This is a genomic window from Candidatus Kryptobacter tengchongensis (genome assembly GCF_001458555.1).
Taxonomy (GTDB): Bacteria; Bacteroidota; Ignavibacteria; order Kryptoniales; family Kryptoniaceae; genus Kryptonium; species Kryptonium tengchongense.
Genome location: NZ_CZVH01000076.1, coordinates 14,008 through 36,513 on the forward strand (window position 1 = coordinate 14,008; position 22,506 = coordinate 36,513).

The 22,506-nt window shown below is 34.0% G+C and carries 21 protein-coding genes and 1 tRNA gene; 13 read left to right on the forward strand and 9 right to left on the reverse strand.

Annotated features, from left to right (window positions below):
- The first annotated feature begins 202 nt into the window (after window positions 1-202).
- Window positions 203-850, forward strand: coding sequence for a hypothetical protein (locus AT685_RS06360; protein WP_072151997.1), 648 nt, complete (start codon window positions 203-205; stop codon window positions 848-850).
- A 289-nt stretch (window positions 851-1,139) separates the two neighbouring features.
- The gene (locus AT685_RS06365; RefSeq protein WP_072151998.1) at window positions 1,140-3,632 is read left to right on the forward strand and encodes a hypothetical protein; all 2,493 of its coding nucleotides are present in this window, start codon (window positions 1,140-1,142) and stop codon (window positions 3,630-3,632) included.
- Window positions 3,633-3,766: 134 nt separating this feature from the next.
- On the opposite strand, the gene AT685_RS06370 is transcribed toward AT685_RS06365, so the two are convergent.
- From AT685_RS06370 to AT685_RS06385, 4 genes are all read right to left on the reverse strand, one after another.
- Window positions 3,767-4,576 carry a TaqI family restriction endonuclease gene (locus AT685_RS06370; protein ID WP_234696262.1) on the reverse strand — a complete coding sequence of 270 codons (810 nt, stop codon included), beginning with the start codon at window positions 4,574-4,576 and terminating at the stop codon, window positions 3,767-3,769.
- Window positions 4,543-5,862, reverse strand: a complete 1,320-nt coding sequence (locus AT685_RS06375) for a TaqI-like C-terminal specificity domain-containing protein (protein ID WP_072151999.1) — start codon at window positions 5,860-5,862, stop codon at window positions 4,543-4,545. Before AT685_RS06375 ends, AT685_RS06370 begins: the two co-directional genes overlap by 34 nt.
- Window positions 5,863-5,913: 51 nt before the next feature.
- Window positions 5,914-5,987, reverse strand: a tRNA-Pro gene (locus tag AT685_RS06380).
- An 89-nt stretch (window positions 5,988-6,076) separates the two neighbouring features.
- Window positions 6,077-6,676 carry a DJ-1/PfpI family protein gene (locus AT685_RS06385; RefSeq protein WP_072149761.1) on the reverse strand — a complete coding sequence of 200 codons (600 nt, stop codon included), beginning with the start codon at window positions 6,674-6,676 and terminating at the stop codon, window positions 6,077-6,079.
- A 142-nt stretch (window positions 6,677-6,818) separates the two neighbouring features.
- Here AT685_RS06385 and AT685_RS06390 point away from each other — a divergent pair, with 142 nt between their 5' ends.
- The 10 genes from AT685_RS06390 to AT685_RS06435 all read left to right on the forward strand — a co-directional run bounded on the left by AT685_RS06390 (window position 6,819) and on the right by AT685_RS06435 (window position 16,900).
- Window positions 6,819-8,354, forward strand: coding sequence for a bifunctional metallophosphatase/5'-nucleotidase (locus AT685_RS06390; protein WP_072152000.1), 1,536 nt, complete (start codon window positions 6,819-6,821; stop codon window positions 8,352-8,354).
- Entirely contained in the window at window positions 8,344-9,045 is a 702-nt protein-coding gene (locus AT685_RS06395) for a DUF4013 domain-containing protein (RefSeq protein ID WP_072152001.1), read from the forward strand. Before AT685_RS06390 ends, AT685_RS06395 begins: the two co-directional genes overlap by 11 nt.
- Window positions 9,046-9,084: 39 nt before the next feature.
- Window positions 9,085-9,336 carry a hypothetical protein gene (locus tag AT685_RS06400; RefSeq protein ID WP_072149765.1) on the forward strand — a complete coding sequence of 84 codons (252 nt, stop codon included), beginning with the start codon at window positions 9,085-9,087 and terminating at the stop codon, window positions 9,334-9,336.
- An 83-nt stretch (window positions 9,337-9,419) separates the two neighbouring features.
- Entirely contained in the window at window positions 9,420-10,172 is a 753-nt protein-coding gene (locus tag AT685_RS06405; protein ID WP_072152002.1) for an outer membrane lipoprotein-sorting protein, read from the forward strand.
- Window positions 10,129-11,403 carry an ABC transporter permease gene (locus tag AT685_RS06410; RefSeq protein ID WP_081040620.1) on the forward strand — a complete coding sequence of 425 codons (1,275 nt, stop codon included), beginning with the start codon at window positions 10,129-10,131 and terminating at the stop codon, window positions 11,401-11,403. The genes AT685_RS06405 and AT685_RS06410 overlap by 44 nt, the downstream gene beginning before the upstream one ends.
- On the forward strand, window positions 11,400-12,611 hold the full coding sequence (locus tag AT685_RS06415) for an ABC transporter permease (protein WP_072152003.1): 1,212 nt from the start codon (window positions 11,400-11,402) through the stop codon (window positions 12,609-12,611). The genes AT685_RS06410 and AT685_RS06415 overlap by 4 nt, the downstream gene beginning before the upstream one ends.
- 11 nt (window positions 12,612-12,622) lie before the next feature.
- Entirely contained in the window at window positions 12,623-13,309 is a 687-nt protein-coding gene (locus AT685_RS06420; protein WP_072149768.1) for an ABC transporter ATP-binding protein, read from the forward strand.
- Window positions 13,275-14,441, forward strand: coding sequence for a hypothetical protein (locus AT685_RS06425; protein ID WP_143713158.1), 1,167 nt, complete (start codon window positions 13,275-13,277; stop codon window positions 14,439-14,441). Before AT685_RS06420 ends, AT685_RS06425 begins: the two co-directional genes overlap by 35 nt.
- 90 nt (window positions 14,442-14,531) lie before the next feature.
- Entirely contained in the window at window positions 14,532-16,082 is a 1,551-nt protein-coding gene (locus AT685_RS06430; protein ID WP_081040621.1) for an FAD-dependent thymidylate synthase, read from the forward strand.
- A complete protein-coding gene (locus tag AT685_RS06435; RefSeq protein ID WP_072152005.1) occupies window positions 16,079-16,900 on the forward strand; it encodes a TIGR02757 family protein in 822 nt (273 codons plus the stop codon). Before AT685_RS06430 ends, AT685_RS06435 begins: the two co-directional genes overlap by 4 nt.
- Here AT685_RS06435 and AT685_RS06440 read toward each other — a convergent pair.
- From AT685_RS06440 to mtaB, 3 genes are read right to left on the reverse strand one after another with little or no spacing between them, the layout of a single operon-like run.
- Window positions 16,897-17,268: a Spy/CpxP family protein refolding chaperone gene (locus AT685_RS06440; RefSeq protein ID WP_072152006.1), complete on the reverse strand. Its 372-nt coding sequence runs from the start codon at window positions 17,266-17,268 to the stop codon at window positions 16,897-16,899. The genes AT685_RS06435 and AT685_RS06440 overlap by 4 nt on opposite strands.
- Before the next feature lie 49 nt (window positions 17,269-17,317).
- A complete protein-coding gene (locus AT685_RS06445; RefSeq protein ID WP_072152007.1) occupies window positions 17,318-18,013 on the reverse strand; it encodes a hypothetical protein in 696 nt (231 codons plus the stop codon).
- Window positions 18,010-19,365 (reverse strand): tRNA (N(6)-L-threonylcarbamoyladenosine(37)-C(2))-methylthiotransferase MtaB, encoded by a 1,356-nt coding sequence (mtaB, locus tag AT685_RS06450; protein ID WP_072152008.1) that lies wholly within the window; start codon window positions 19,363-19,365, stop codon window positions 18,010-18,012. Before mtaB ends, AT685_RS06445 begins: the two co-directional genes overlap by 4 nt.
- Before the next feature lie 175 nt (window positions 19,366-19,540).
- On the opposite strand from mtaB, the gene AT685_RS06455 reads away from it, so the two are divergent.
- Entirely contained in the window at window positions 19,541-19,870 is a 330-nt protein-coding gene (locus AT685_RS06455; RefSeq protein ID WP_143713159.1) for a hypothetical protein, read from the forward strand.
- Window positions 19,871-20,172: 302 nt separating this feature from the next.
- Here the strand turns inward: AT685_RS06455 and dnaA are convergent, their stop codons facing one another.
- Both dnaA and AT685_RS06465 read right to left on the reverse strand, forming a co-directional pair.
- The gene (gene dnaA, locus AT685_RS06460) at window positions 20,173-21,789 is read right to left on the reverse strand and encodes a chromosomal replication initiator protein DnaA (protein ID WP_234696263.1); all 1,617 of its coding nucleotides are present in this window, start codon (window positions 21,787-21,789) and stop codon (window positions 20,173-20,175) included.
- 358 nt (window positions 21,790-22,147) lie between these two features.
- Window positions 22,148-22,429: a response regulator gene (locus AT685_RS06465; RefSeq protein WP_081040920.1), complete on the reverse strand. Its 282-nt coding sequence runs from the start codon at window positions 22,427-22,429 to the stop codon at window positions 22,148-22,150.
- Window positions 22,430-22,506 lie beyond the last annotated feature (77 nt).

A 22,506-nucleotide genomic window follows, 5' to 3' on the forward strand; every position in this document is an offset into this window, starting at 1 on the left:
TGAAATTGATTCCAAATTGAAAATTCCCCTCACCAAAAACTCCTCCCCCTTTAAAGGGGGAGGATATGAGGTGGGGGTGTAAACTCACGAAAAATTCAATTAAATCTATAAAAACGCACCCAAAAAATCAATTAAACACAAAAGCACCTTTAAATAAAATTCAGCAATGATAAATTTCTTCATCAATTTTCTGTCATATGCCATGCGTTTTATAATTTATGCTTTGTCTCTGCTTACTGGTTTGTGCCTCGCTCAGATTCAAAATGTTGAAATTGCAATTTCAAAAAATGATTCCATAATCAACCTCCCGCATCGTTTCATCATCCCTCAAAGTGAGGTTATTAAAATTGACTCCTTTTCCCTTTTCCCCGAAATTCACTATAAAATTGACTATAACATTGGAAAAATTTACCTGTATAAATCCATCATTGAAAAGGTTAATTCATCAGAACCGAAACTCAAAGCAACTTATAGGACGATTCCCATTGATACAGTGTTTTTCAAATATAGCAAAATTGAATTTTTAGAGACAAGTAAAAAACAGGAGGAAAAAATTTTTAAAGTTGAAAAAATTTCTGATGAAGCATCGTCATTTTCAGGAAACATACAGAAAAATGGGAGCATAGTTCGTGGTTTCACATTTGGAAGCAATCGTGACCTTATGCTTCAATCTGGTTTCAACTTGCAATTATCAGGAAATTTAACCAAAGATATTGAGATTGTGGCTTCGTTGACAGATGAAAATATACCAATTCAACCAGAGGGAAATACGCAAACCTTGCAAGAAATTGATAAAATTTTTATTCAAGTGAAATCAAAAAAACTTATTTGCAACATTTGGAGATTATGATATCGGTTATCAGTTAAGCGATGATCAAAATTTATATTTTTCTGAATCACCCGAATTTGCAGGAATTAGAAGAAGATTACAGGGCGGAAAATTTCAAGCTAATTACCAGCTTGATTTTTTAAAAACGAAAAATACAGTTGCCATTGCTTCGTCAAGAGGAAAGTTCGCAACAAATTACTTCAACGGGATTGATGGTATTCAAGGTCCGTATAGATTAACTGGACAAAATGGCGAAAAAGATATAATTGTAATCGCAGGGACAGAAAAAGTTTACATTGATGGAGAACTAATGACCCGTGGAGAAAGCAACGACTATGTAATTGACTATTCAACTGCCGAAATAACATTTACTCCAAATCGTTTAATAACTTCTGCTTCAAGGATAACCGTTGATTTTCAATACACGGATAGAAAATATGCAAGAAACTTCCTCGCCCTTGTTTCTGATAATCTACTCTTTGACGATAAATTGAATCTATCTTTCTCCTATTTTTACGATTCTGACAATAAAAATGCCCCAATTGACCTCGCTCTTTCGCAATCTGACATTGAAGTTTTACGCATGAGCGGTGATGACATATTCAAAGCAATTAAAAGCGGGGTAAACTATGTTGGTTTTGACTCATCAAAAGGGATAGGAAAAGGACAATATGTTAAGAAAGATACAGTAATTGACCTTGAAAGATATGAAATTTTCATATATGCACCAGGCGACAAAAACGCCCTTTATTCGGTGACTTTCTCATATGTTGGTACTGGGAAAGGAGATTATATGCGTCGTGGAATTGGGAAATATGAGTTTGTCGGAAAAGGCAAGGGTGATTATCTTCCTGTGATTTTTCTTCCCATGCCACAATCATCGCAAATTTTTGATATTGGAGCAAGATATAAAACAGGAAATTTCAATTTTCTCACCGAGCTCGCTTTGAGCAACTCTGATAAAAATCAGTTTTCCACAATAGACGATGATAACAACAAAGGCTTTGCCTTAAAATATGGATTCAGCTATTCAAGTGGCAAAATTTTTGAAAAAGGATTAAGAAAAGTTGAATTTAACATCCATCAAAGACATAAAAACAAGAACTTTACTGGGCTTGATAGATTTGATGTCGTTGAATTTAATAGGAAATGGAACACCACTGATGAAGCATCTAAACTTGATGAATCAATACTTGAATCTGCTCTGCGATTTGAAATTTTTGGAAATAGCTTCTTTGGTCTTGGATACGGCTTTCTAAAAAATGAAAATAGATTTAAAACCAATAGAAGTGTGTTCAACTTAAAAATCAATGAAGATAAATTTCCTGAAATTGATAACCTCACCGAAATTTTGCTATCAAAACTTGATACATTAAAATCAAAATGGCTGAGAAACAAGGGTTTCATAAAATACAAAACTTGGTTCTTAACTCCATTTGTAAACTATGAAATGGAACTTAGGCAAAACTTTACAAGCAGTTCATCAGAAGCTGGGAATTTTAGGTTTCTGAGGTTGATCCCTGGATTTGAAATAGGGTTAAAAAAAGTTAAAGCATCTTTTTCGTATGAATTAAGATTTGACGACATCGTAAGAGATGGTAAATATATCCGTTCAAGCAAGATGCAAAACCAAAACTACAGAATAAGCTTAGGAAATGAAAGATTTGAACTTAATAGCGATTTAACCCTGAATAGAAAAACTTACTTCATTGATTCAATCAAATCAATAAACAATATCCTGATAAGAACTTATAGTAGAGCGGAAATTTTAAAAAGGGCGATCAGAATAAACTTAATTTATCGTGCGATGACAAAAATGGTTTCACGACTTGAACCTGTCTTTATAAAGGTTCAAAAAGGGACAGGAAATTACAGATATCTTGGCGACCTAAACGGAAACGGAATACAGGATGCAAACGAATTTGAACAAACAAAATTTGACGGGGACTATATCATGCTAACACTACCTGGAGATTTACTTACCCCAACAGCAAATGTTGATGCAAGCTTTAACCTAAGATTTTATCCCGAAAGATTGACAAAATCTTCATTGCCATTTTCAAGCGATACATATTTTCAAGTTTCAGAAAGCAGTTTGGAATCCCAAGATAAAATTTATCTTTTGCGATTAAATTACTTTCAGCGCGAAAATAAAACGATAAATGGAACGATTACATTTAGACAGGATATTTACTTATTTGAAAATAGCAGAAAATTCTCGTTACGATATAGATTCCTAAAAACGGGCTCAATGTTTAGCTATAACATTACAACAAGAAAAACATCAAGCATTGAAAACTCAATGCGAATAAGATGGTATCCAGAGCCTGATTTGGGATTTCAAGCAGAGGGATTAATTAAAAAGAAAACATCAGAGGGTGGATTTAAAGAAAGTGATGTTTTTGACATACGGGGTCAAAGTTTAAACCTTGAAATTTTCTATAAGCCGTTCAATTATGTTGAGTTAAGTTTTAAAATAGGAACTGGTCAGAATAAAGACATAGCTGGAACAGTTAAAAACGCTTCCTTAAATCGGGAAGGGGTTAAGATAAGTTGGCTTTTGATGAGCAAGGGACGAATTGACCTTGAAATTGAGCGAAATGAAGTTTTGGTAAAAGGTTTAGCACAAAATCCAAGTTATGAACTTATTGAAGGAAACTATCTCGGGAAAAGCGTTTTTTTGAGGTTAAATTTTTATTACAGCATCGGGGATTACATTCAAGTCAGCGGGAATTATAATGGTCGTTTTCTTTCAACCGGAGCAATTCATATTGCACAAGCGGAAGTGAGAGTATATTTTTAGACAATCCCGAATCTGAAGTCAAAATATTCTACCTAATTTTACATAGCAATTTAGAATGCTTGATAGCTAATTTTTTAAGTATGAATTGTCATCTATCGGTAAGGATTTCTCTGTATCTTTACGAATTAATTAATTCATTGCTCCCCAAGTAATTCCGATAAAATTTTCTCTATTACTTTCCTTACCTTCTCAACACTATCTATATTATCTATTATAGGTTTGAGGTAATTCTCATGAAAAACAACAAAACCGTTTGAAAGTCTAATAAAATATTTATTAAATGCCTGTAACGATTTTTGATAGAGTGTTTTATTTCTTACCCTTGGGCTTTTAATTTTCCTTTCAAGTTCATCAATATCAAACACCGGATAAGGAATAATAACTAAATTTTTCCTTTTACTTGCACTACGACCCTCTTTTCTATAAGTAATTTTAGCTACCTGAAACTCAATCTCATTTACTTTTGCATCAATTCCTTTTACATCCAGCTCAGCGTTACATTCAAGTTTTAGATTTTTATTTTCTTTTGCACAAATATATTCAAATAAATAACAGAAATCCAGCTGGGTGAGCACAGAAACCCATGTCCGATACATTCTTGCTTTAAATCCTTTCTTAAACCAACCATTTTCATTCAATTTTTTATTGAAATAATATTTCTTAAATCCTTTAAGCGCTTTTTTGCTTTTAACGTCGGTGTTGATTTCTTCCCAAAAACTTTTAAACCATTTTTCAAAATTTAAAAAATTTCTTTCCTCCCAGTAATACCTGAATATTGAAGCCAGCGGCAATATCTCCTTGGGTAAATCTTGCTCTACCCATTTAACATCTGTTAACTCTTCACGATATTTATCCAGCGGGATAGAACCAAGAAATTCTCTAAACCTTTGTAAATCTTTAATTGGTTCCTTCATAGAGATAATTCCTTTTTTATTCTTTCCCATTCTCTTTTTTGGGGTAAAGGTAAATTTTTTAGCTGAGTGATGCTCAAATGGTAAGTAATTTCTCTATAAGTATCCTTTATATAACGCTTTACACAGTTTGAATTGAGATACTCAACAACCTCCTTCTCAGTCATATTAAAATTTAAGTTAAGCAAACTACTTTTTCTCAAAAGATGATAAACATCACCCATCCAGGGATAACATTTTTCATCGTAGGCAGCCGCAATCCTACCATTTTCTCTAAATCCTAAACCAACTACGATATGAGGTGAACCAAAGTATTTTCTAAGTTTTTTTATTTCCGATTTTTTAATCCAATAACCAGTGAGATTATCATAGACAATTTTCTTACATTTAAGATTTTTACCATTTAAGAGTGGCAAGTATTGATCACTATTGGGAACTTTATCTTTAACTATGTATGGGTTATTTTTAATTTCGGAAGTTCTTGGTGAAATTCTTATATCGTAAATATCGCCTAACTTATAGGATGAGTTAGATTCCAAAGCCTTACTAAAATTTGTCTCAAATGTAACTATCTCACCTTTCCAGTTAGATCTCACTTTTATTGTTTTTATTTTATCTCCCTTGTATTCAGAAAGTTCCATCATGTTTATTAAACTACTTGATTTGATGAAATTAAGAACAACTACTGAAACATCTGCTTCTGGTTTAAATACTTCCGACCCCAAATATATTATCTTAGTTTTGCCATTTTGAGATAAAAAAGATCTTAGTTTTTTAAATTCATCAAGAATCATAAATGTAGCTGGAACGATAAAAATCAATTGTCCTTCCGGCTTGAGTAATTTAATTGATTTCTCTATAAATGCACCATAAACGTTGTATTTTCCATACCATGTTTCATACATTTTTTTATATTTTTCTTTTACTAATGGTGGAACTTTTATTGTGTAGTGTTCCGAAAGACTTGGAATACCATAAGGTGGATTGCCAATTATTAAATCAAAATAGTCTTTGCTTTCCCAAAGAAGGTAATCTCCTTCAATTAATTCAAAACCATCAATGTTTAAGGTTTTCAAATAATTTATAACTTCTTGGTTTATTTCCACCCCAATAAGTTTTGCTTTTTTAAAAATAAAAGGATAGTTTTTCTTTATTCCTATTAAAAATTGTGCTAAGCCACAAGCAGGTTCTAGTATGGCTATATCATTTTTATTAATAAGTTCGTCAACATTAATTAATTTAACCATAAAATCAACCACCCATTCAGGGGTAAAAAATAGCCCATAATCTTTTCTTACGCTTTTTAATATGTTATTCACTGTAAATTACAACTTAATGTTTTCATATCTTTGTGGGTAAACTCTATGTAGTCGGGGCGCCCGGACTCGAACCGGGGACCTCTTGGTCCCGAACCAAGCGCGCTAACCATCTGCGCTACGCCCCGCTACCTCAATTTAAAAATAAATAAACTCTCACAAAGTTGCAAATCTTAAAATAAAACCCTTCCCCAATTTAGGGGAAGGGTTGAACTGCTCACACGGTCACCTTTTCTTCATGGACTATCTTTGTTCCAAGAAGTTCTAAAAACTTTGCAAGCCATTCAGGATGAGCTGGCCACGCTGGGGCAGTTACAATGTTACCATCAACGATCGCTTTATCCCAAGGAAGCTCCACATATTCACCACCAGCTGCGTTAACTTCTGGACCAACCGCAGGGTATGCGTTAATTTTTCTCCCCTTGACAACGCCTGCTGCTGTTAAAACCTGTGCACCATGACAAATTGCCGCAATTGGTTTATTCTTCTCTGCAAAATGACGCACAATCTCAAGAACTTTGCTGTTCATCCTGATATACTCTGGGGCTCTTCCACCAGGAATAACAAGCGCATCATATTCCTCGGGGTTAATATTATCAAATGTTGCATTGAGGGTGAAGTTATGCCCTGGTTTTTCGCTGTAAGTTTGATCCCCCTCAAAGTCATGAACTGCTGTTTTTACTTTTTCACCCGCTTTCTTCCCAGGGCAAACAGCATGAACAGTATGACCAACCATTTGAAGCGCCTGAAACGGCACCATGACCTCATAATCTTCCACGAAGTCACCAACAAGCATCAAAATTTTCTTCCCTGCCATAGTGTGCCCTCCTTTTTTATTTGGTTTTAATGCAAAATCAATTTAAAAAATTTCAAAACAAATGTCAATCCCCAACATAAAAACTGATTGATTACGAAAATTGATTTTTGTATATTAACACAAAACAAAAATTTAAAACCACATGAAACGGCGCCCAATTTACAGGTTGATTCTTATTTTTACCCTTATACTCGTTCAAATCCTATTCTCTCAAAATCTTGAAAAAATTCTTATCCTACACTGGAATGATTTTCACTCTCAAAATATACCGATGCGCTCAATCTGTGGTGATTCCACATGCTACATCGGTGGAACCGCTAACCTTCTTGGTTTAATAAATAAGTTTAGAAATGAAGAGAAAAACGTACTCGTTCTAAATGCTGGCGATGATTTTCAAGGAACGCCAATTTCTTCACTTACAAAAGGAAGATCACAAATTGAATTAATGAATTTGATAAATCCAGATGCGATGACACTTGGAAACCATGAATTTGATTATGGAAGAGATGCACTTGAAGAAAACCTAAAAATTGCAAAGTTTGAAGTCATCAGCGCTAATCTCTGGGACAAAAGAAAAGGAAAACTCTTCGTAAAACCATACATCGTTAAAAAACTTGGTAAAGCAAAAATCGGCGTGATAGGTTTGATAACTCCCGAACTGTTTAAACTTTCTCTTAAAGAAAACCTCAAAGACCTTGAACTTCTTAACACCGAAAGAGTTTTAAAGCAATATATAAACGAACTTAAAAATAAAGAAAAAGTTGATCTAATAATTGCACTAACACATATCGGCGTAAATGAAGACTCAATCCTTGCAACAAAATTTCCGGAAATAAAAATTATAATCGGAGGGCATAGCCATACAGTTTTACAAGAACCGAAAATCGTAAATAACGTAATTATCTGTCAAGCGGGTTCAAGAGGTGAATATCTCGGGTACCTTGAGGTATCTATTGATCTTGATGGAGATTCAGTCTATTCATATAAGGGGAAATTGATTCGTGTAATTAATGGAATTGTAAAACCAGATGAAACTGCGCTGAAAAAGGTTGAAGAACTTGAAAAAATGGTTGACAAAGAATTTGGTCAAGTCATCGGAAAACTTGAAGTTGATTGGAAAAGAAATTTTTATGGTGAAAGTAATCTTGGAAACTGGGAAGCCGATGTAATGCGTGAATTCGCAAAAACTGATATAGCATTCCAAAATTCAGGAGGATTAAGAAAAGATCTACCTAAAGGAGATATAAAAGTTAGAGATATATGGGAGATAAATCCATTTGGAAATACATTCGTTGTTTTTGAGGTTGACGGAAAAACATTAAAAAATATGATTGAATGGCAAGCATCTGGCAAAGCTGAACTTATGCAAGTTTCTGGGCTTAAAATAGTGATTGACTCAAGAAAAAACATTGGCGAAAGAGTTGTATCAATTGAAGTCGGCGGGAAACCACTTGATGAAAATAAAATATACTCAATCGTCACGAACAACTGGGTTGCAGATCATCTTTATGATTTATTCGGAATCCCACAAAATAGCGTTAAAGTGAAAAACCTTGGTGTAGTTGATAGAGATGTTTTTATTGAAGCGGTGAAAAAGCAGAAAATAATAAAATCCGAAGTTGAAGGAAGAATAATAGATATTTCAAAACAAAGAGGGGAACCAAATAATGAATATTGAAAGGGGTTTTAGATTTGTTTTCCAAGAAAGAAACTGGTTTGGGAAAATCATTGTCGGTGGTGTGATGATGCTTTTCTCCTTTTTGATAGTTCCACTTTTAATTTACTACGGTTATCTCGTTGAAGTCGCAAAACGAACAATAAAAGAAGAAGAACAACAACTACTCCCCGAATGGGATGAAATTGGACGAAAGCTTGCAAATGGTTTCAAACTGGCTGTAATAATCATAGTTTATCTGATACCCTTTTTTATCCTGCTTGGGATCTCATTCCCATTCAGCACATTGGAATTTGAAAATTTTAAAAGCAGAGAAATAATCACATATATTATGCCTCTTCCACCAAATCTATTTCTCAAATGGGAACTAACAGGAATTTCATTTTTACTTTTTCTCTCCTCACTTGTTTATATCATCCTTTTCGCTCTGATTTTACCATTTATCATTGGGAAATTCGCTGAAAACGAATCAATAAATGATGCGTTTGCAATATCAGATATTTTTTCAATGTTTAGAGATAATATCGGTGATGCGATCATAGTTTTCCTGCTGACAATTTTCCTTCAACTTCTCGCTTCGCTTGGCTTTGTCCTTTGCTTCGTTGGGATACTTCTAACTGGATTTTGGGCGAGCATTGTTCAGTATTATCTTTATGGTGAACTTTATAAGAAAGCCAAAACAACTAAAGTATAAAAACAACTTCAACTATTTAAAAACAAAGACGAAGATAAGATGGAAAAAATTGAAAAGAAGAAGTTTGGTTTTATTGAATTCCGAGCTCAAAAATTAAATGAAAAATTTACACGCATTGAAATAGATTTCAAGGGTCGCCACATCTGGACAACATGCAAAAATGGTGAAGAAAAAGAAGCAATCGTTGAACTTTTAAAAGAACTTTTTGAAGATGAGATTGAATCACTTTTAAAGATATGTTCCGAATTCAAAATAGACATCAGAAAAATTATTAAATCCGAAAAAACATAAACCCCTGAAACGAATTAAACTTTTGAATCGTCAAAACTTTTGAACTTGATTTTCAAGATGAAAATTTAGAATAAAACTTTACCATGAAAATACGCACTTTCATTTCTTTCATGATTTTACCACTCCTTTCCATCCAAGCCACAGCTCAATCCCCGCAAGAAATAATAAAAAAATCAGAAAATCAAATAAAAGGAAAAACATCCTACGGCATCGTTGAGATGACAATAATCACCCCCGATTTTAAAAGGACTTTGAAGATGGAAGGATGGTGGATTGGAAATGAAAAAGCATTGATTGAGATAAAATATCCTAAAAAAGAAGAAGGGAACAAAACCCTAAAGATTGGCAAAGAGATTTGGCTTTACTTGCGGAATACAGAAAGTTTGATCAAAATTCCCCCATCTATGATGTTACAATCGTGGAATGGCTCCGACTTTACTTATGATGATCTTGTTCGGGAATCAAACCTTGAAAGAGATTACGAAATGAAAATCATTTCTTCCAGCGATACTGTAAATTCTGAAATCTGCTGGAAAATAGAACTCATCCCTAAACCGCAAGCCCCCGTCGTTTGGGGAAAAATTATTTACTGGGTGAGAAAATCAGATTATTTGCCTGCAAGAATTGATTATTATGATGAAAAAGGAAAACTTGTAAGATATATGGAATTTTATGATGTGAAGGAATTCCATAGTAAAAAACTTCCTGCAAAATGGGTGATGTATAACAACATTGAAAAAGGGCGAAGAACCGAATTTACGCTAATAGATATTAAGTTTGATATAAAAATAGATGAAAAAATTTTCTCCTTCAAAGAACTTGAGAAAAGAAGATGAAATCATGTTCTTCTTAAAAATTGCATGGCGAAATATATGGAGAAACAAGCGAAGAACAATTATCACTATTACCGCCATTGCCTTCGCTACCACTATAACGGTTATAATGAGAGGGATACAACTCGGAACCTATGATTACCTCATACGAACAATAGCGGGCAATTATTCTGGTTATATTCAGATCCAAAGCAAAGGATACAGCGAAGATCCATCTCTTCGTAAAACATTTATATATTCCGATGAAATAAAAAAGATAATTAAATCAACCCCCGATATTATAGCCTATGCCCCAAGGTTATACGCTGATGTAATGATAAGTTCGGGTGAAAATTCTTCCGGTGGAATAATTTACGGGATTGATCCAGAAATTGAGATAAATTTTTCAAATTTCCACAAGAAAATAAAACATGGAAGATTTTTACACAAAGATTCTTCTTACGAGGTTCTCCTCGGGGATAAGTTATTTGAAAACCTGAAAATCAAACACGGTGACGAAATTATTATACTTAGTCAAGGCTTTGATGGAGCTTTATGGGATATGAAATTCAAAGTTGTTGGTGTTATAAAACTTGGCTATACAGAGCTTGACAATGCTGTTATATTTATGAATTTAAAAGACGCACAGGAATTTTTATCTGCGGAAAATAGAGTTAGCATCATAGCAATTTTGATATCAGAACTTGAAAAAATAGAAAAAATCAAACGAAAACTTTCAGAAGAACTCTACTCTAAAAGTTTAGTTGCCCTATCTTGGGAAGATGTGATGGTTGAATTAAAACAATCAATTGAGTTTGACAATGCAAGTGGAGTTTTGTTTCTGGCATTTTTAATTATAATAGTTGCTTTTGGAATTCTCAATACGATATCAATGTCAGTCGTCGAAAGATTCAATGAATTTGGCATATCTCTTGCGATAGGTTTTAAAAACCAAAAGCTTGTCTTGATTGTTTTACTTGAAATCCTTTTCATCGTCCTCATAGGTATATTGCTTGGAAGTTTACTTGGTGGAATTTTTAATTATTACCTTATAAAAAATCCAATAGTTCTCACAGGCGATTTCGCTTCAGTATATGAGGAGTTTGGTATTGAGCCAAAATTTGTCTCTTCTTTGAAACCAAGGATATTTATAAATACCGGATTATCCATTTTGATTGTTTCACTCATTTCAAGCGTAATCCCACTTTATAGAGTTTACAAACTTGAGCCATTAAAGGGAATAAGGTTTACATGATTTTGAAACTTGCATGGCGAAATATATGGAGAAACAAGCGAAGAACGCTTATCGTGATGCTTTCAATTATTGTGAGTGTTTCAGTTCTTTTACTTGTAGACACTTTATCAGTCGGTATGGTAAAGCAAATGCTTGACAATCAGATCAACATCCACATTTCGCACATACAGGTGCATAAAAAGGGATTTAAAGATGATAAAACAGTTAAAAATTATATTCCAGATGATTTAAAAGTTGAAAAAGCGATAACTGAAACAAAAGAAATAAAATCTTACAGCAAACGCATAATAACTTATGGAATGATAAATAGCGCATATAACTCTTCATCTGCTATCATAGTTGGAGTTCAACCCGACAAAGAAAAATCCATAACGATAATATCAAATTCAATATCCAAGGGGAGATACCTTGAAAATGAGAACGAAATTTTATTGAGTAAAAAACTTGCGCAAAAATTAAATGTTGAAATTGGAGACAAAGTTGTTCTTATGGTTTCGGATGTTGATGGAAACATCTCCTCAGAACTTTTTAGAGTTGTTGGACTTTACGAATCGCCATATTCAGAATTTGACAAACTTCATGTATATATTGTGATTCAAGATGCGCAGAAAATTTTAAAACTTGATGATAAAGTTATTGAGTTTGCTATAATAGTTAAAGATTCAAAGTATGTAAACCATGTTAAAGAAAGACTTGTCCAAAAACTTGGTGATTTATATGAGGTTTTAACATATGCAGATGTCGCCCCGTTTATAAGCATTATGCTTGATATATATTATCAAATGATATGGATTTATTACCTTATTTTCGGAGTTGCTGTTTGTTTTGGAGTCATAAACATAATGCTTATGTCTGTTTTTGAAAGGGTAAGAGAGTTTGGTGTGCTTAAAGCAATAGGAATGAAAAATAAAGACATTTTTTTGTTAATAATGACTGAATCATTTATTATTGGTGTTCTTGGGACTATTATTGGGCTTGCACTTGGATTTGCGCTTTATATACCACTTTCAAAATCTGGAATTGACCTCGGAATTTTCGCAGAAAGCTTGGCGTGGTATGGAGTCGGAAGAGTTATCTACCCGGTTTTAACCAATTTCACACTTGCTCTTGTAGCATTCACTATGCCGTTCATGTCCTTGATTGGAGCAATCTATCCAGCTGTTAAATCAATTAAAATTGAACCAGTTGAAGCCATAAAATATATCTGAAAAAAAAATTTATGACAATAATTAAGACGGAAAATTTAACAAAAATCTATTCTGACGGAAAAGTTGAAGTGGTAGCTTTAAAGGATGTCAGCCTTGAAATTTTGTCTGGTGAATTCATTGTAATTGCAGGACCATCTGGCTCTGGCAAAACAACACTTTTAAATCTAATCGGTGGGCTTGATAAACCAACCAAAGGAAAGGTCTATCTTGAAGGCAAAGATATAACAGTGATGAAAAGAGAGGAACTTTCGGATTTAAGATTAAGAAAAATTGGCTTTATTTTTCAAGCTTATAATTTAATTCCTGTTTTGACCGTTTTTGAAAATGTGGAATTGCCACTTGTTTTGCTTGGGATTTCAGAAAAAGAGAGATTTGAAAGAGTTATGGAAGTTTTGAAAGCCCTTGGTATAGCAGAACTTGTGAATAAAAAACCAAATGAAATAAGCGGGGGACAACAGCAAAGGGTCGCAATTGCAAGAGCAATTGTTACAGAACCAGCAATAGTTCTTGCAGATGAACCAACAGCACACCTTGATTCAAAAACGGGTGGAATGTTAATTGATATAATGCAGGAAATGAATCAGACACGAAGAATAACTTTTGTGATCTGCTCACACGACCCACAGGTAATTCAAAGAGCAAGAAGATTAATTAAATTAAGGGATGGGATGGTTGAAAGCGATGAAAAGTTATGGTAAAATTGTCCTATTGCTCATATATCTTGCCGAGATATGCTTCACACAGCAATTTGATTTTTCAGGCTATATTTTAAATTTTTCAATCTATCAAAACCTTAAAACCGAATTTGCAAGATCATTTAACATTGATAAAAATCTATTTCTGATACTTGGACGAATTCGCCTTCGCCCCGAATTCAAATTTCAGCGTGAAAGCAGTATTCACCTTGAATATGAAATTTCAACATTTTTCCATTCCGCAAAACTGTTTTTCAATCCTAATGAAATTACTCTACGAAGACAACTTTACAAGTTAAAATGGAATTTAATTAATGAACAAAACATTAAAGCGTATCACTTCGTTGACAGATTTTATTTTAGAAAAGATTTTGATTTTGGAAATCTGATAATAGGAAGACAGAGAATTTCCTGGGGAACTGGAAGAATTTGGAATCCAACCGATCTTTTCAATCCCATAAACCCAGCGGATTTCAGCAAAATTGAAAAAGATGGGGCAGATGCGCTTACAATGAAAATTTACCTTGGGAATTTCACCGATCTTCATCTTGTTTTTAACCCGAGCGATAAATTTAAAAATAATAACTTTGGCTTTCGTTTGAGGTCAAACTTGAGAAAAATTGACTTTTCCTTTATGTCTGGGATCTTTGATAAACGAGCGATTGCAGGTTTTGACTTCGCTGGAAATTTTTTCAATGCGGGTATAAGAGGTGAAGCTATAATTTCGGCTGACTTAAAAAATTTAAATTCAAACTTTACAAAATTTGTTCTTGGCTTTGATAATCAATTTACAAAAAGTTTATATGCCTTGATTGAATACTATTTTAACGGTGAAGGCAAAACCAAGAAGGAAGAATATGAGATAGAGCGACTGATAAAGGGAGAAATTTTAAATTTAAGCAAAAACTATGTCTATTCATCTGTGATTTATAACTTTAACCCAATTTTATCTCTTTCTTTATCTGCGAATAAAAACCTAAATGATAAAAGTGGATTTATAAGCTCACTTATTCACTGCTCACTGTCTGATAACTCAGAACTTGGTTTAGGAGTGATTTTATTTTTTGGGGACAGTGGCGATGAATACTGGTATTATTCAACATCTGTATTTTTGAAAATCCAACTTTTCTTTTGACATTTTAACTTTAAAATCTGGGGCTAAATTGATTTTTTTTGCTTAACTTGATAAATTAAAGCAAAATTTAATAAAAGATCCCATTTCTAAATGATGATAGATAAACCACTTTCTCCAGAACCAATTGTAAAACTCGTTAAATATTTCCCTAACCCATTTAAAAATGTGATTGCAACAGCAAGAACCTGTTATTCATCAAAGGGGATAATAAAAGACGAAGATATTGACCTTAACAAGTACATTGAACTTGCAAAAAGTATTTATGAAGCTGGACATCATACGACCTTTCAACATGCACATTTTCAATTCGCTATTGAAAATGTCTCAAGATATTTCATCTGGTCATTTCTTCACAGTCACCCGTTTTACAACTCAGAACAGGTTTCACAAAGATATGTAGAGGTTAAACCGGGCAATTACTTTATACCACCGCTTGATGCGAAGGCACTTGAAATTTATATATCAACCGTTGAATTCCAAAATGAGGCATATAAAAAATTAACAGATATTCTTCTTCCCATCGTTGAAAGCGAGTATTATAAAAGATTTCCGGCACGAAAATTCAATCAGGAGAAATATAAAAGAGATATAAAAAGAAAAGCACAGGAAATTGCCAGATATGTCCTCCCAATTGCTACATTTGCATATCTTTACCACACCGTAAGCGCAATTACAATTTTAAGATATTACAAACTCTGCAATCAATTTGATGTCCCGTTTGAACAGAAAATCGTTGTTGGGAAATTAATTGATGAGATTTTAAAAGTTGATCCAAACTACAGAATCGTCCTTGAAGAACCAATTGACGAAAAAGATCTTGTTGAATTTAATTTTGTCCAGAGTTTGGAAGGAAGCAGCTTATCAAAAGAATTTGCAAAAGAATTTGACAAATCGCTCAACGGTAAAATTTCACTTTTAATTGACTACAAACCCAACGCTGAAAAAATCCTCGCTGACTCTGCAAGGGAGATATTTGGACTACCATCAACTGCTCTGAGCGATGACGAAGCGATAACACTTATTTTAAACCCATCAATAAATAAAATCCTTGCCGAATCTCTTGTCCTTACAACACACAGCAAGATTTCAAGGGCGATGTTTCATGTTTCATATACATTTAAAAAGAAATTGAGCCACACAGCGGACTCCCAAGATCAAAGGCATCGCATGACCCCAGCGTCAAGACCAATTTTAATGTGTCAAGTTTCGGATGAGCCGGATTTCATAACCCCTGCTTTAATTTTGCAAAATGATTTAGCCTTTAAATTTTACACAGAGGTAATGGAAAAAATTTGGGAAAACATTAACAAATTAAGAAGTTTGGGTGTTCCACCGGAATTTGCGCTTTATCTTTTGCCAAACGCTGTTAGCATAAGATTCACAGAATCAGGTGATCTTTTAAACCTACATCACAAATATGCGATGAGACTCTGCTATAACGCACAAGAGGAGATATGGCGTGCCTCGTTTGAGGAAGTTCAGCAAATTTCCGAAATTCATCCAAAGATCGGCAAATTTCTTCTCCCTCCGTGCTCAATCAGAGAAATCGCAAATGTTAAACCCATTTGCCCAGAAGGACCAAGGTTCTGTGGTGTGAAAGTATGGAAATTAAAACCAAATGAGTATTCAAGATCAATATGAAAATAAAAATTCCGGATGAATTTTCCTCGCTTAAAGATTACCTTGATTGGCTTTTTAAAAAGTATAACACGCCAGACTTCATAAATTCAGACCCCATAAAGTTTGTCCATCGCTTCTCAAAGCCAGAGGATATGGAAATAGCTGGATTTATTGCATCACTTCTCGCAATGGGAAACAGGAAGATAATTTTGTTAAGTAATGAACGACTATTTGACCTTATGGAAAACCGACCCTATGAGTTTATTTTGAACTTTGATCCATTTTGGTATGAGAAAAGTTTGAGCAATTTCGTTCATTTCGCTTATAGAAACATTGAGGGTAAGGATTTACTTGTGATATTTTACCTCTTGAAGCAAACAATTGAAAAATACGGAAGATTAAAAAACCTCTTTTTGAAATATTATGACGATAAGCATCCAACGGTGAAACAGGCGCTTTCTGGATTTGTGAGGGAAATTTTATCTTTTGATCCGCCACCAAAGTTTAACGGCATACCTGAAAGCATAAATGGACTCATCCCAGACCCAGACAAAAACAGCCCTTGTAAGCGCCTTAACATGTTCTTGAGATGGATGGTGAGAAAAGATCAAGTTGATGTTGGAATTTGGAATGAAATTGATAAATCAAAATTAATAATACCACTTGATACACATGTTTCTAAAATTTCACGAGCACTTGGACTAACTCAAAGAAAAACAGATACATGGAAAACAGCTGAAGAAATTACAAACAATTTGAAAAAATTTGAGCCCGAAGATCCCGTTAAATATGATTTCGCCATCTTCGGGCTCGGTATAGAATTAAAACAAGTATATTAACTTGGTCTGCCTCGCCACTCGCGCGTCCTCTCCTGTCTCTCCTTCTTTATCTGCTCATACTTTTTCTTCTGTTCTTTCGTTAAAACCGCTTCAATTTCCTTATCAATCTTTTCCCACCTCTCACGCGTCGCCTTCATCATCGCTTCCCTATTCCCCTGATATTTTTCCCTGTCAATCTCCGCCTGCTTCTGCGCTGAATCAAGTATCTTTTGAATCTTCACCACCTGCTCAGGAGTTAAGTTAAGCTCCTGCTTCAATCTCTCAAGATACATTCCATATCCTCTGCCCGTTTGCTGGGAAAACATAAAATTAACAAAGATAAGCGAAAACAAAATTAACAAAGCGAATGTGAATGTTTTTCTAAACATTGGCAAAATCTTTTTTCTTTTTTGACGCACACAAACAAATAAGGTTGCGTTATTTTATCCTAACAGAAACCCCAACTGATGTGAAACTAAGTTCTTCGGGTTCACCCGACGGATGAAATCCCACCCAAAAACCGCCATAGTTTATATTGTAATAGCTTTCCCCTAAAGAATAACCACCCGGAAGCCCCAAACCAAATTTAACAGAAAGTTTATCGTTTTCTGAAATGTTAAATTGAGTGAAAAAATATGGAAAAGAAAGAGGGGTAAATATTTTAAGGATAGAATTCTCACCTTCACTTTTCCAAATTGAAGCATAGTCTCCGAATTCACTAATAACGCCCCCGTATAAACCAACTCCAATGTTTAAAAAGTGAAGTGGTAAAAAGGCATTAACATCAATATCCCCTCCTATTCCAAAATATGACTTTTTCCCTCTTTTAGTAAGGTTTTCATGCTGTGTTACATTATATTCGCCAAAATATGCAAGAGCGCCGCCACTAAACCTATACCAGCTACCACCAATTGCCTTGTTGAAATTTACCCTCAGGAATTTATTTGATTCACCTTTATGGAACCCATCAGTTTGGTTGTAATATCCGCCCACAAATGTGCTATTGCCTTTAACCTCAGTTGGAGTTGACATCGGCGGAGCTGAATCAAAAATTGCGGGAAGATAAGTAGGACCACAACCGGTTAAGAAGACGAAAATAAACAAAATTGCTGTTTTAAAAATCTTGCCCGTCATTGTAGCACCTCCTTTTTATTTTTAAATAAAAATTCTGATTTCGGCGATGTTTTCCAATCACTCACAATTTCACCAATCGCAGTTAAATTTTCAACCCCAGTAATTTTAACAGGTGTAATCTTATTGACGAGAGAAGGCTCATATTTCATCTTAACCTTAACATAATTTTTCGTGAAACCAAACATCATTTCATCTTTAACTTCTGCTTCCCACAAAACATCAAAAGTTTTTCCCACCATCTCCCGATAAAAATTCATCTTCTTCTTTAAACCTAAATTTCTCAACATTTCGCTTCTCTTATGTCTTTCATTCACTGGAACTTTATCAGGCAAATTTACAGCGTCTGTATTCGGTCTTTCTGAATATGTGAAAACATGAAGATATGAAATTGGTAGTTCATTTATAAAATTATATGTTGCTTCAAAATGGGTTTCTGTCTCCCCTGGAAAACCAACGATTACATCGGCACCAATGCATGCGTTTGGGTCTTTTTCTTTTATATATTCAATTCTCTTCCTGTAAAGTGCTGTATTATATCTTCTCCTCATCTTTCGCAAAATTTCATCGCTACCACTTTGCAAGGGGATATGAAAATGATTGCAGATTTTTTCAGAGTTTATAAAGTAATCAATCATTTCTTCAGTCAAAAGATTTGGCTCAATTGAACTTATCCTTATTCTTTCTATCCCATTTATTTTTTCAAGTTCTTTGACAAGATCAAAAAGACTTGTTCCAATTTTTCTACCGTAATCGCCGACATTTACCCCGCTCAAGACAATTTCTTTGTAGCCAAGTTGGGCAAGTGTTTTTGCTCTTTCAGTTATAAGACTAATTTCAGGGCTTCTGCTTTCGCCACGAGCAAGCGGAATTGTGCAATATGAACAATTATAATCACAGCCATCTTGAACTTTTAAAAATGCCCTTGTCCTATCAGATGCCGGGGTTGAACTTGCAATGTGAAACTCATTAACCCCAGTTATAGGTGAAACAAAAATTTGTGCATGGTAATTTTTTTGAAAGTCGCTGATGTAATCAAAAATTTTAAACTTTTCATTTGATCCAAGAATGAGGTCAACCCCCTCAATCTGGGCTATCTCATGCGGGCGAAGTTGGGCATAGCAACCAGTGACAATTATAAAAGCGTTTGGGGATGTTTTTAAAGCCCTCCTCACAGCGCGACGACAATCTTTATCTGCATTTTCCGTAACAGAACATGTATTTATAACACAAACATCTGAAGGCTCACCAAATTCAACTATTTCAAAACCACGCTTTTTAAATTCCTCACCTATTGTTGATGTCTCCGCAAAGTTTAACTTACACCCTACTGTGTAAAATGAAACCTTCTTCATCTATCAGAAGTGGTGGATTAGTTTTCAATTTTTTTATTTTAATCAAGATAAAAATTTAAAGAATTAAAATCAAGCAGTGTGTCAAAAAAATAGACATGAAATTCCATTTTCCTTTGATTTTTTCAAAAAATTTCCGAAATATATTGTGTAAAAACAAAACTTAAAGAGGATTGAAATGATGCCCGAACTTGAAAAATACTGGCATGCGGTTCAAAATACTGTCTGTAAGGTTTGTATAGACAGCGATCCTTACGGAAATGGCATATGTAGAGTTTCGGAGATGTCAATGTGTGGGGTAAAAGAATATTTTCCGAAAATTGTAAATATCATTCTTTCAATTAAAAGCGATAAAATGGATGATTATATTCTGGCTTTAAGAGAAAACATATGTAAAGAATGCAGGGAAACACCAGCCGGGGTTTGTGAGCTAAGAAATTCAGTTGAGTGTGCACTTGATAGATACTTTCCACTGATTGTTCAAGCAATAGAATCTGTTAACAAGTAGTTTATTCTTTAAGAATATAAAGGATTGTTAATAAGCGGTGTGGATATGTTGATAACTTTTTTTGAAAAATAACTCATAAATGTAAAGATTTGAAAAGTCTTTGTCAATTAATTTGTTTTTTTAAATTTTTGGGGCGGTGTTTTAAAATTTACACAATAACAAGTGTTAATCTGATGTTGATAACTTTGGGTTTATCCACATTTTGAAGTTATCCACAATTTAAATGTTGATAACTATCTGATTTATCAACATACAACCCACACCAATTCACATTTTATCCACATTGTTATCAACATTGTTTGTTATTTTGAATTGAACTCAATTTTTCTTCGCAAAGATTCAATGAGGTTTCTAAATTTTTCGCTTTTTTTCATCTCTTCTTCAACGGATTGGCAGGCGTGAATTACTGTGCTGTGATCTCTTCCGCCAAAGTGTAATCCTATTGTTTTCAAAGATGAGTCAGTAAGTTCTTTACATAGATACATTGCGATTTGTCTTGCAGTTACAACTTCCTGTTTTCTCGTTTTTGCTTTTAACATATCTGGTGGAATTTCAAAGTGCTCGCAGACGATTCTTTGAATTTCTTCAATTGAAACCTTTACAGATGTATCTTTTACGATTGTTTTGACAACTTCTTTTGCAAGTTCAATATCAATTTTTCTGTTTTCAAGTGATGATTTTGCAAGCAAACTTATCAGACATCCTTCAAGTTCTCTTATATTTGATGTTATGTGAACTGCGATATATTCAATTACCTCCTGTGGGAGTTCAACTCCGCTATCTTCTGCTTTTTTCTTTAAAATTGCGATTCTTGTTTCCAAATCTGGCGGTTGAATGTCAGCAATTAATCCCCATTGAAATCTTGAAATTAATCTATCGTCAAGACCTTTTAGTTCTTTTGGCGGTCTATCACATGAGAGAACAATTTGTTTTCTTGCTTGATGAAGTGCGTTGAATATGTGGAAAAAATTATCCTGCGTTTTTTCTTTCCCCGCAAAGAATTGGATATCATCAACGATTAAAACATCAATGCTTCTATAAAAATTTGAAAAATCACTCACTCTATCCTTTTGAATGGCTTCAACAAAATCAATTGTAAACTTTTCGCTTGATACATAATAAACTCTCGTTGCTTTTTTATTTGCAAGGACATAGTTTCCAATTGCCTGTATTAAATGAGTTTTACCAAGCCCAACTCCTCCATAAATTACAAGCGGATTGAACGATGTTCCACCAGGATTATTTGCAACTGCGAGTGCAGCTGCTCTCGCAAGTTGATTACAATCACCCTTGACAAAATTATCAAATGTATATCTTGGATTTAAATTGCTTTCAAAAGGTTGAGATTCGTAGGAGCTTTTTATCTGAACTTGATAAGATGGCTTAGGTATTGGCTTTGGAGATGAAGGTAAGTTTATCGTTGTTTTTGTTTCATCTGTTGAGGAATTTTCCATCACAACTGAATAAACAAGTTTTGCCCCTTCCCCAAGAACTTTAGTGAGAGTTTTTTTAATTAAACTGTAATAATGTTCTTCAAGCCATTCATAGAAAAACTGGCTTGGCACTTGAATTGTAATTTGCTTCCCTTCAATTTTAAGTGGAACAATTGGCTCAAACCATGTTTTGAAACTCAATGGATTTACATTATCACGGATTATTTCAAGACATTGATTCCATATGGCTTTTACATCTTGGTGATCAGATGTTGGGCTTTTTAAAGATTCAGAATCTAAATCGTTGAGGTTCAGGGTTTCTTTGTTTTCTAAAAACAATTCAGATTGATTTTGAGATGGGTCTTTTCTTGGAGATTTTAAGGATTTGTCCATAAGTTGAAGATAGTTTTTGTTTTTAAACTTATCCACATTTTTATAAAAATCGTGGATAACTTGTGGATAAATCATCAGGTTAATCTGGGACATTATCCACATTTATTCACATAGTTATCCACATGTCAATATCAAAAATTTTACTTGATTTTCAATGAGTTTTTAAAATAATAATGAAAAATTATCCACAGTTTCGTTATAGGGACAGTTAAGCGACCTTTTGGTAAAATTTTTGTTGAACAAAAATTTTTAGTTATTCACAAGTTATCCACACACATAAAAGCCTATGCCTAATTATTTATAAGCAAAATTTTTGGCAAACGCAAGGGGGAGTTAGATGATAGGTCTGAAAAATTGGAAAAATGCTTTAAATGGTTATCCGCTTATTAACATCGTCTTGGTGAGAAATTAGTAAAAGGTTGCCTTGTGGCTTTGGGGCTCAGGTTTTCAATTATGATTTTAAAACTTTTGCGACTTCTTTGAGAAGTGTTATAGCGGTATACGGTTTTTGGATAAACCCTGAGATGTTTTGGAGCGATACCTCTAACAAATTTGATGGGCTTTCAAGACCACTCGTTGCTATGATCTTTACAAGGGGGTCTATTTTCTTGATAGTTTTTATCATTTCTGCGCCATCCATTATTGGCATTCCGAGATCAACTATTAAAAGTTTAATGTCGTTTTTGTTCTGAGCATATTTAATTAAACCTTCTGCACCGTTGTTTGCAACTATAACCCTGTAGTTGTTTTATTCCGGCAACTGTTTTTATCAAGAGCTCGCCATCTTCAAGTATCGCTATTGCTCCTCCG

What these genes read in the sequence shown, in the direction of transcription:
- AT685_RS06360 (WP_072151997.1), top strand. Translation starts at nt 203, where the DNA reads ATGCGTTTTATAATTTATGCTTTGTCTCTGCTTACTGGTTTGTGCCTC.
- AT685_RS06365 (WP_072151998.1), top strand. Translation starts at nt 1,140, where the DNA reads ATGACCCGTGGAGAAAGCAACGACTATGTAATTGACTATTCAACTGCC.
- AT685_RS06370 (WP_234696262.1), bottom strand. Translation starts at nt 4,576, where the DNA reads ATGGGAAAGAATAAAAAAGGAATTATCTCTATGAAGGAACCAATTAAA.
- AT685_RS06385 (WP_072149761.1), bottom strand. Translation starts at nt 6,676, where the DNA reads ATGGCAGGGAAGAAAATTTTGATGCTTGTTGGTGACTTCGTGGAAGAT.
- AT685_RS06390 (WP_072152000.1), top strand. Translation starts at nt 6,819, where the DNA reads ATGAAACGGCGCCCAATTTACAGGTTGATTCTTATTTTTACCCTTATA.
- AT685_RS06395 (WP_072152001.1), top strand. Translation starts at nt 8,344, where the DNA reads ATGAATATTGAAAGGGGTTTTAGATTTGTTTTCCAAGAAAGAAACTGG.
- AT685_RS06400 (WP_072149765.1), top strand. Translation starts at nt 9,085, where the DNA reads ATGGAAAAAATTGAAAAGAAGAAGTTTGGTTTTATTGAATTCCGAGCT.
- AT685_RS06405 (WP_072152002.1), top strand. Translation starts at nt 9,420, where the DNA reads ATGAAAATACGCACTTTCATTTCTTTCATGATTTTACCACTCCTTTCC.
- AT685_RS06410 (WP_081040620.1), top strand. Translation starts at nt 10,129, where the DNA reads ATGAAAAAATTTTCTCCTTCAAAGAACTTGAGAAAAGAAGATGAAATC.
- AT685_RS06415 (WP_072152003.1), top strand. Translation starts at nt 11,400, where the DNA reads ATGATTTTGAAACTTGCATGGCGAAATATATGGAGAAACAAGCGAAGA.
- AT685_RS06420 (WP_072149768.1), top strand. Translation starts at nt 12,623, where the DNA reads ATGACAATAATTAAGACGGAAAATTTAACAAAAATCTATTCTGACGGA.
- AT685_RS06425 (WP_143713158.1), top strand. Translation starts at nt 13,275, where the DNA reads ATGGGATGGTTGAAAGCGATGAAAAGTTATGGTAAAATTGTCCTATTG.
- AT685_RS06430 (WP_081040621.1), top strand. Translation starts at nt 14,532, where the DNA reads ATGATGATAGATAAACCACTTTCTCCAGAACCAATTGTAAAACTCGTT.
- AT685_RS06435 (WP_072152005.1), top strand. Translation starts at nt 16,079, where the DNA reads ATGAAAATAAAAATTCCGGATGAATTTTCCTCGCTTAAAGATTACCTT.
- AT685_RS06440 (WP_072152006.1), bottom strand. Translation starts at nt 17,268, where the DNA reads ATGTTTAGAAAAACATTCACATTCGCTTTGTTAATTTTGTTTTCGCTT.
- AT685_RS06445 (WP_072152007.1), bottom strand. Translation starts at nt 18,013, where the DNA reads ATGACGGGCAAGATTTTTAAAACAGCAATTTTGTTTATTTTCGTCTTC.
- mtaB (WP_072152008.1), bottom strand. Translation starts at nt 19,365, where the DNA reads ATGAAGAAGGTTTCATTTTACACAGTAGGGTGTAAGTTAAACTTTGCG.
- AT685_RS06455 (WP_143713159.1), top strand. Translation starts at nt 19,541, where the DNA reads ATGATGCCCGAACTTGAAAAATACTGGCATGCGGTTCAAAATACTGTC.
- dnaA (WP_234696263.1), bottom strand. Translation starts at nt 21,789, where the DNA reads ATGTCCCAGATTAACCTGATGATTTATCCACAAGTTATCCACGATTTT.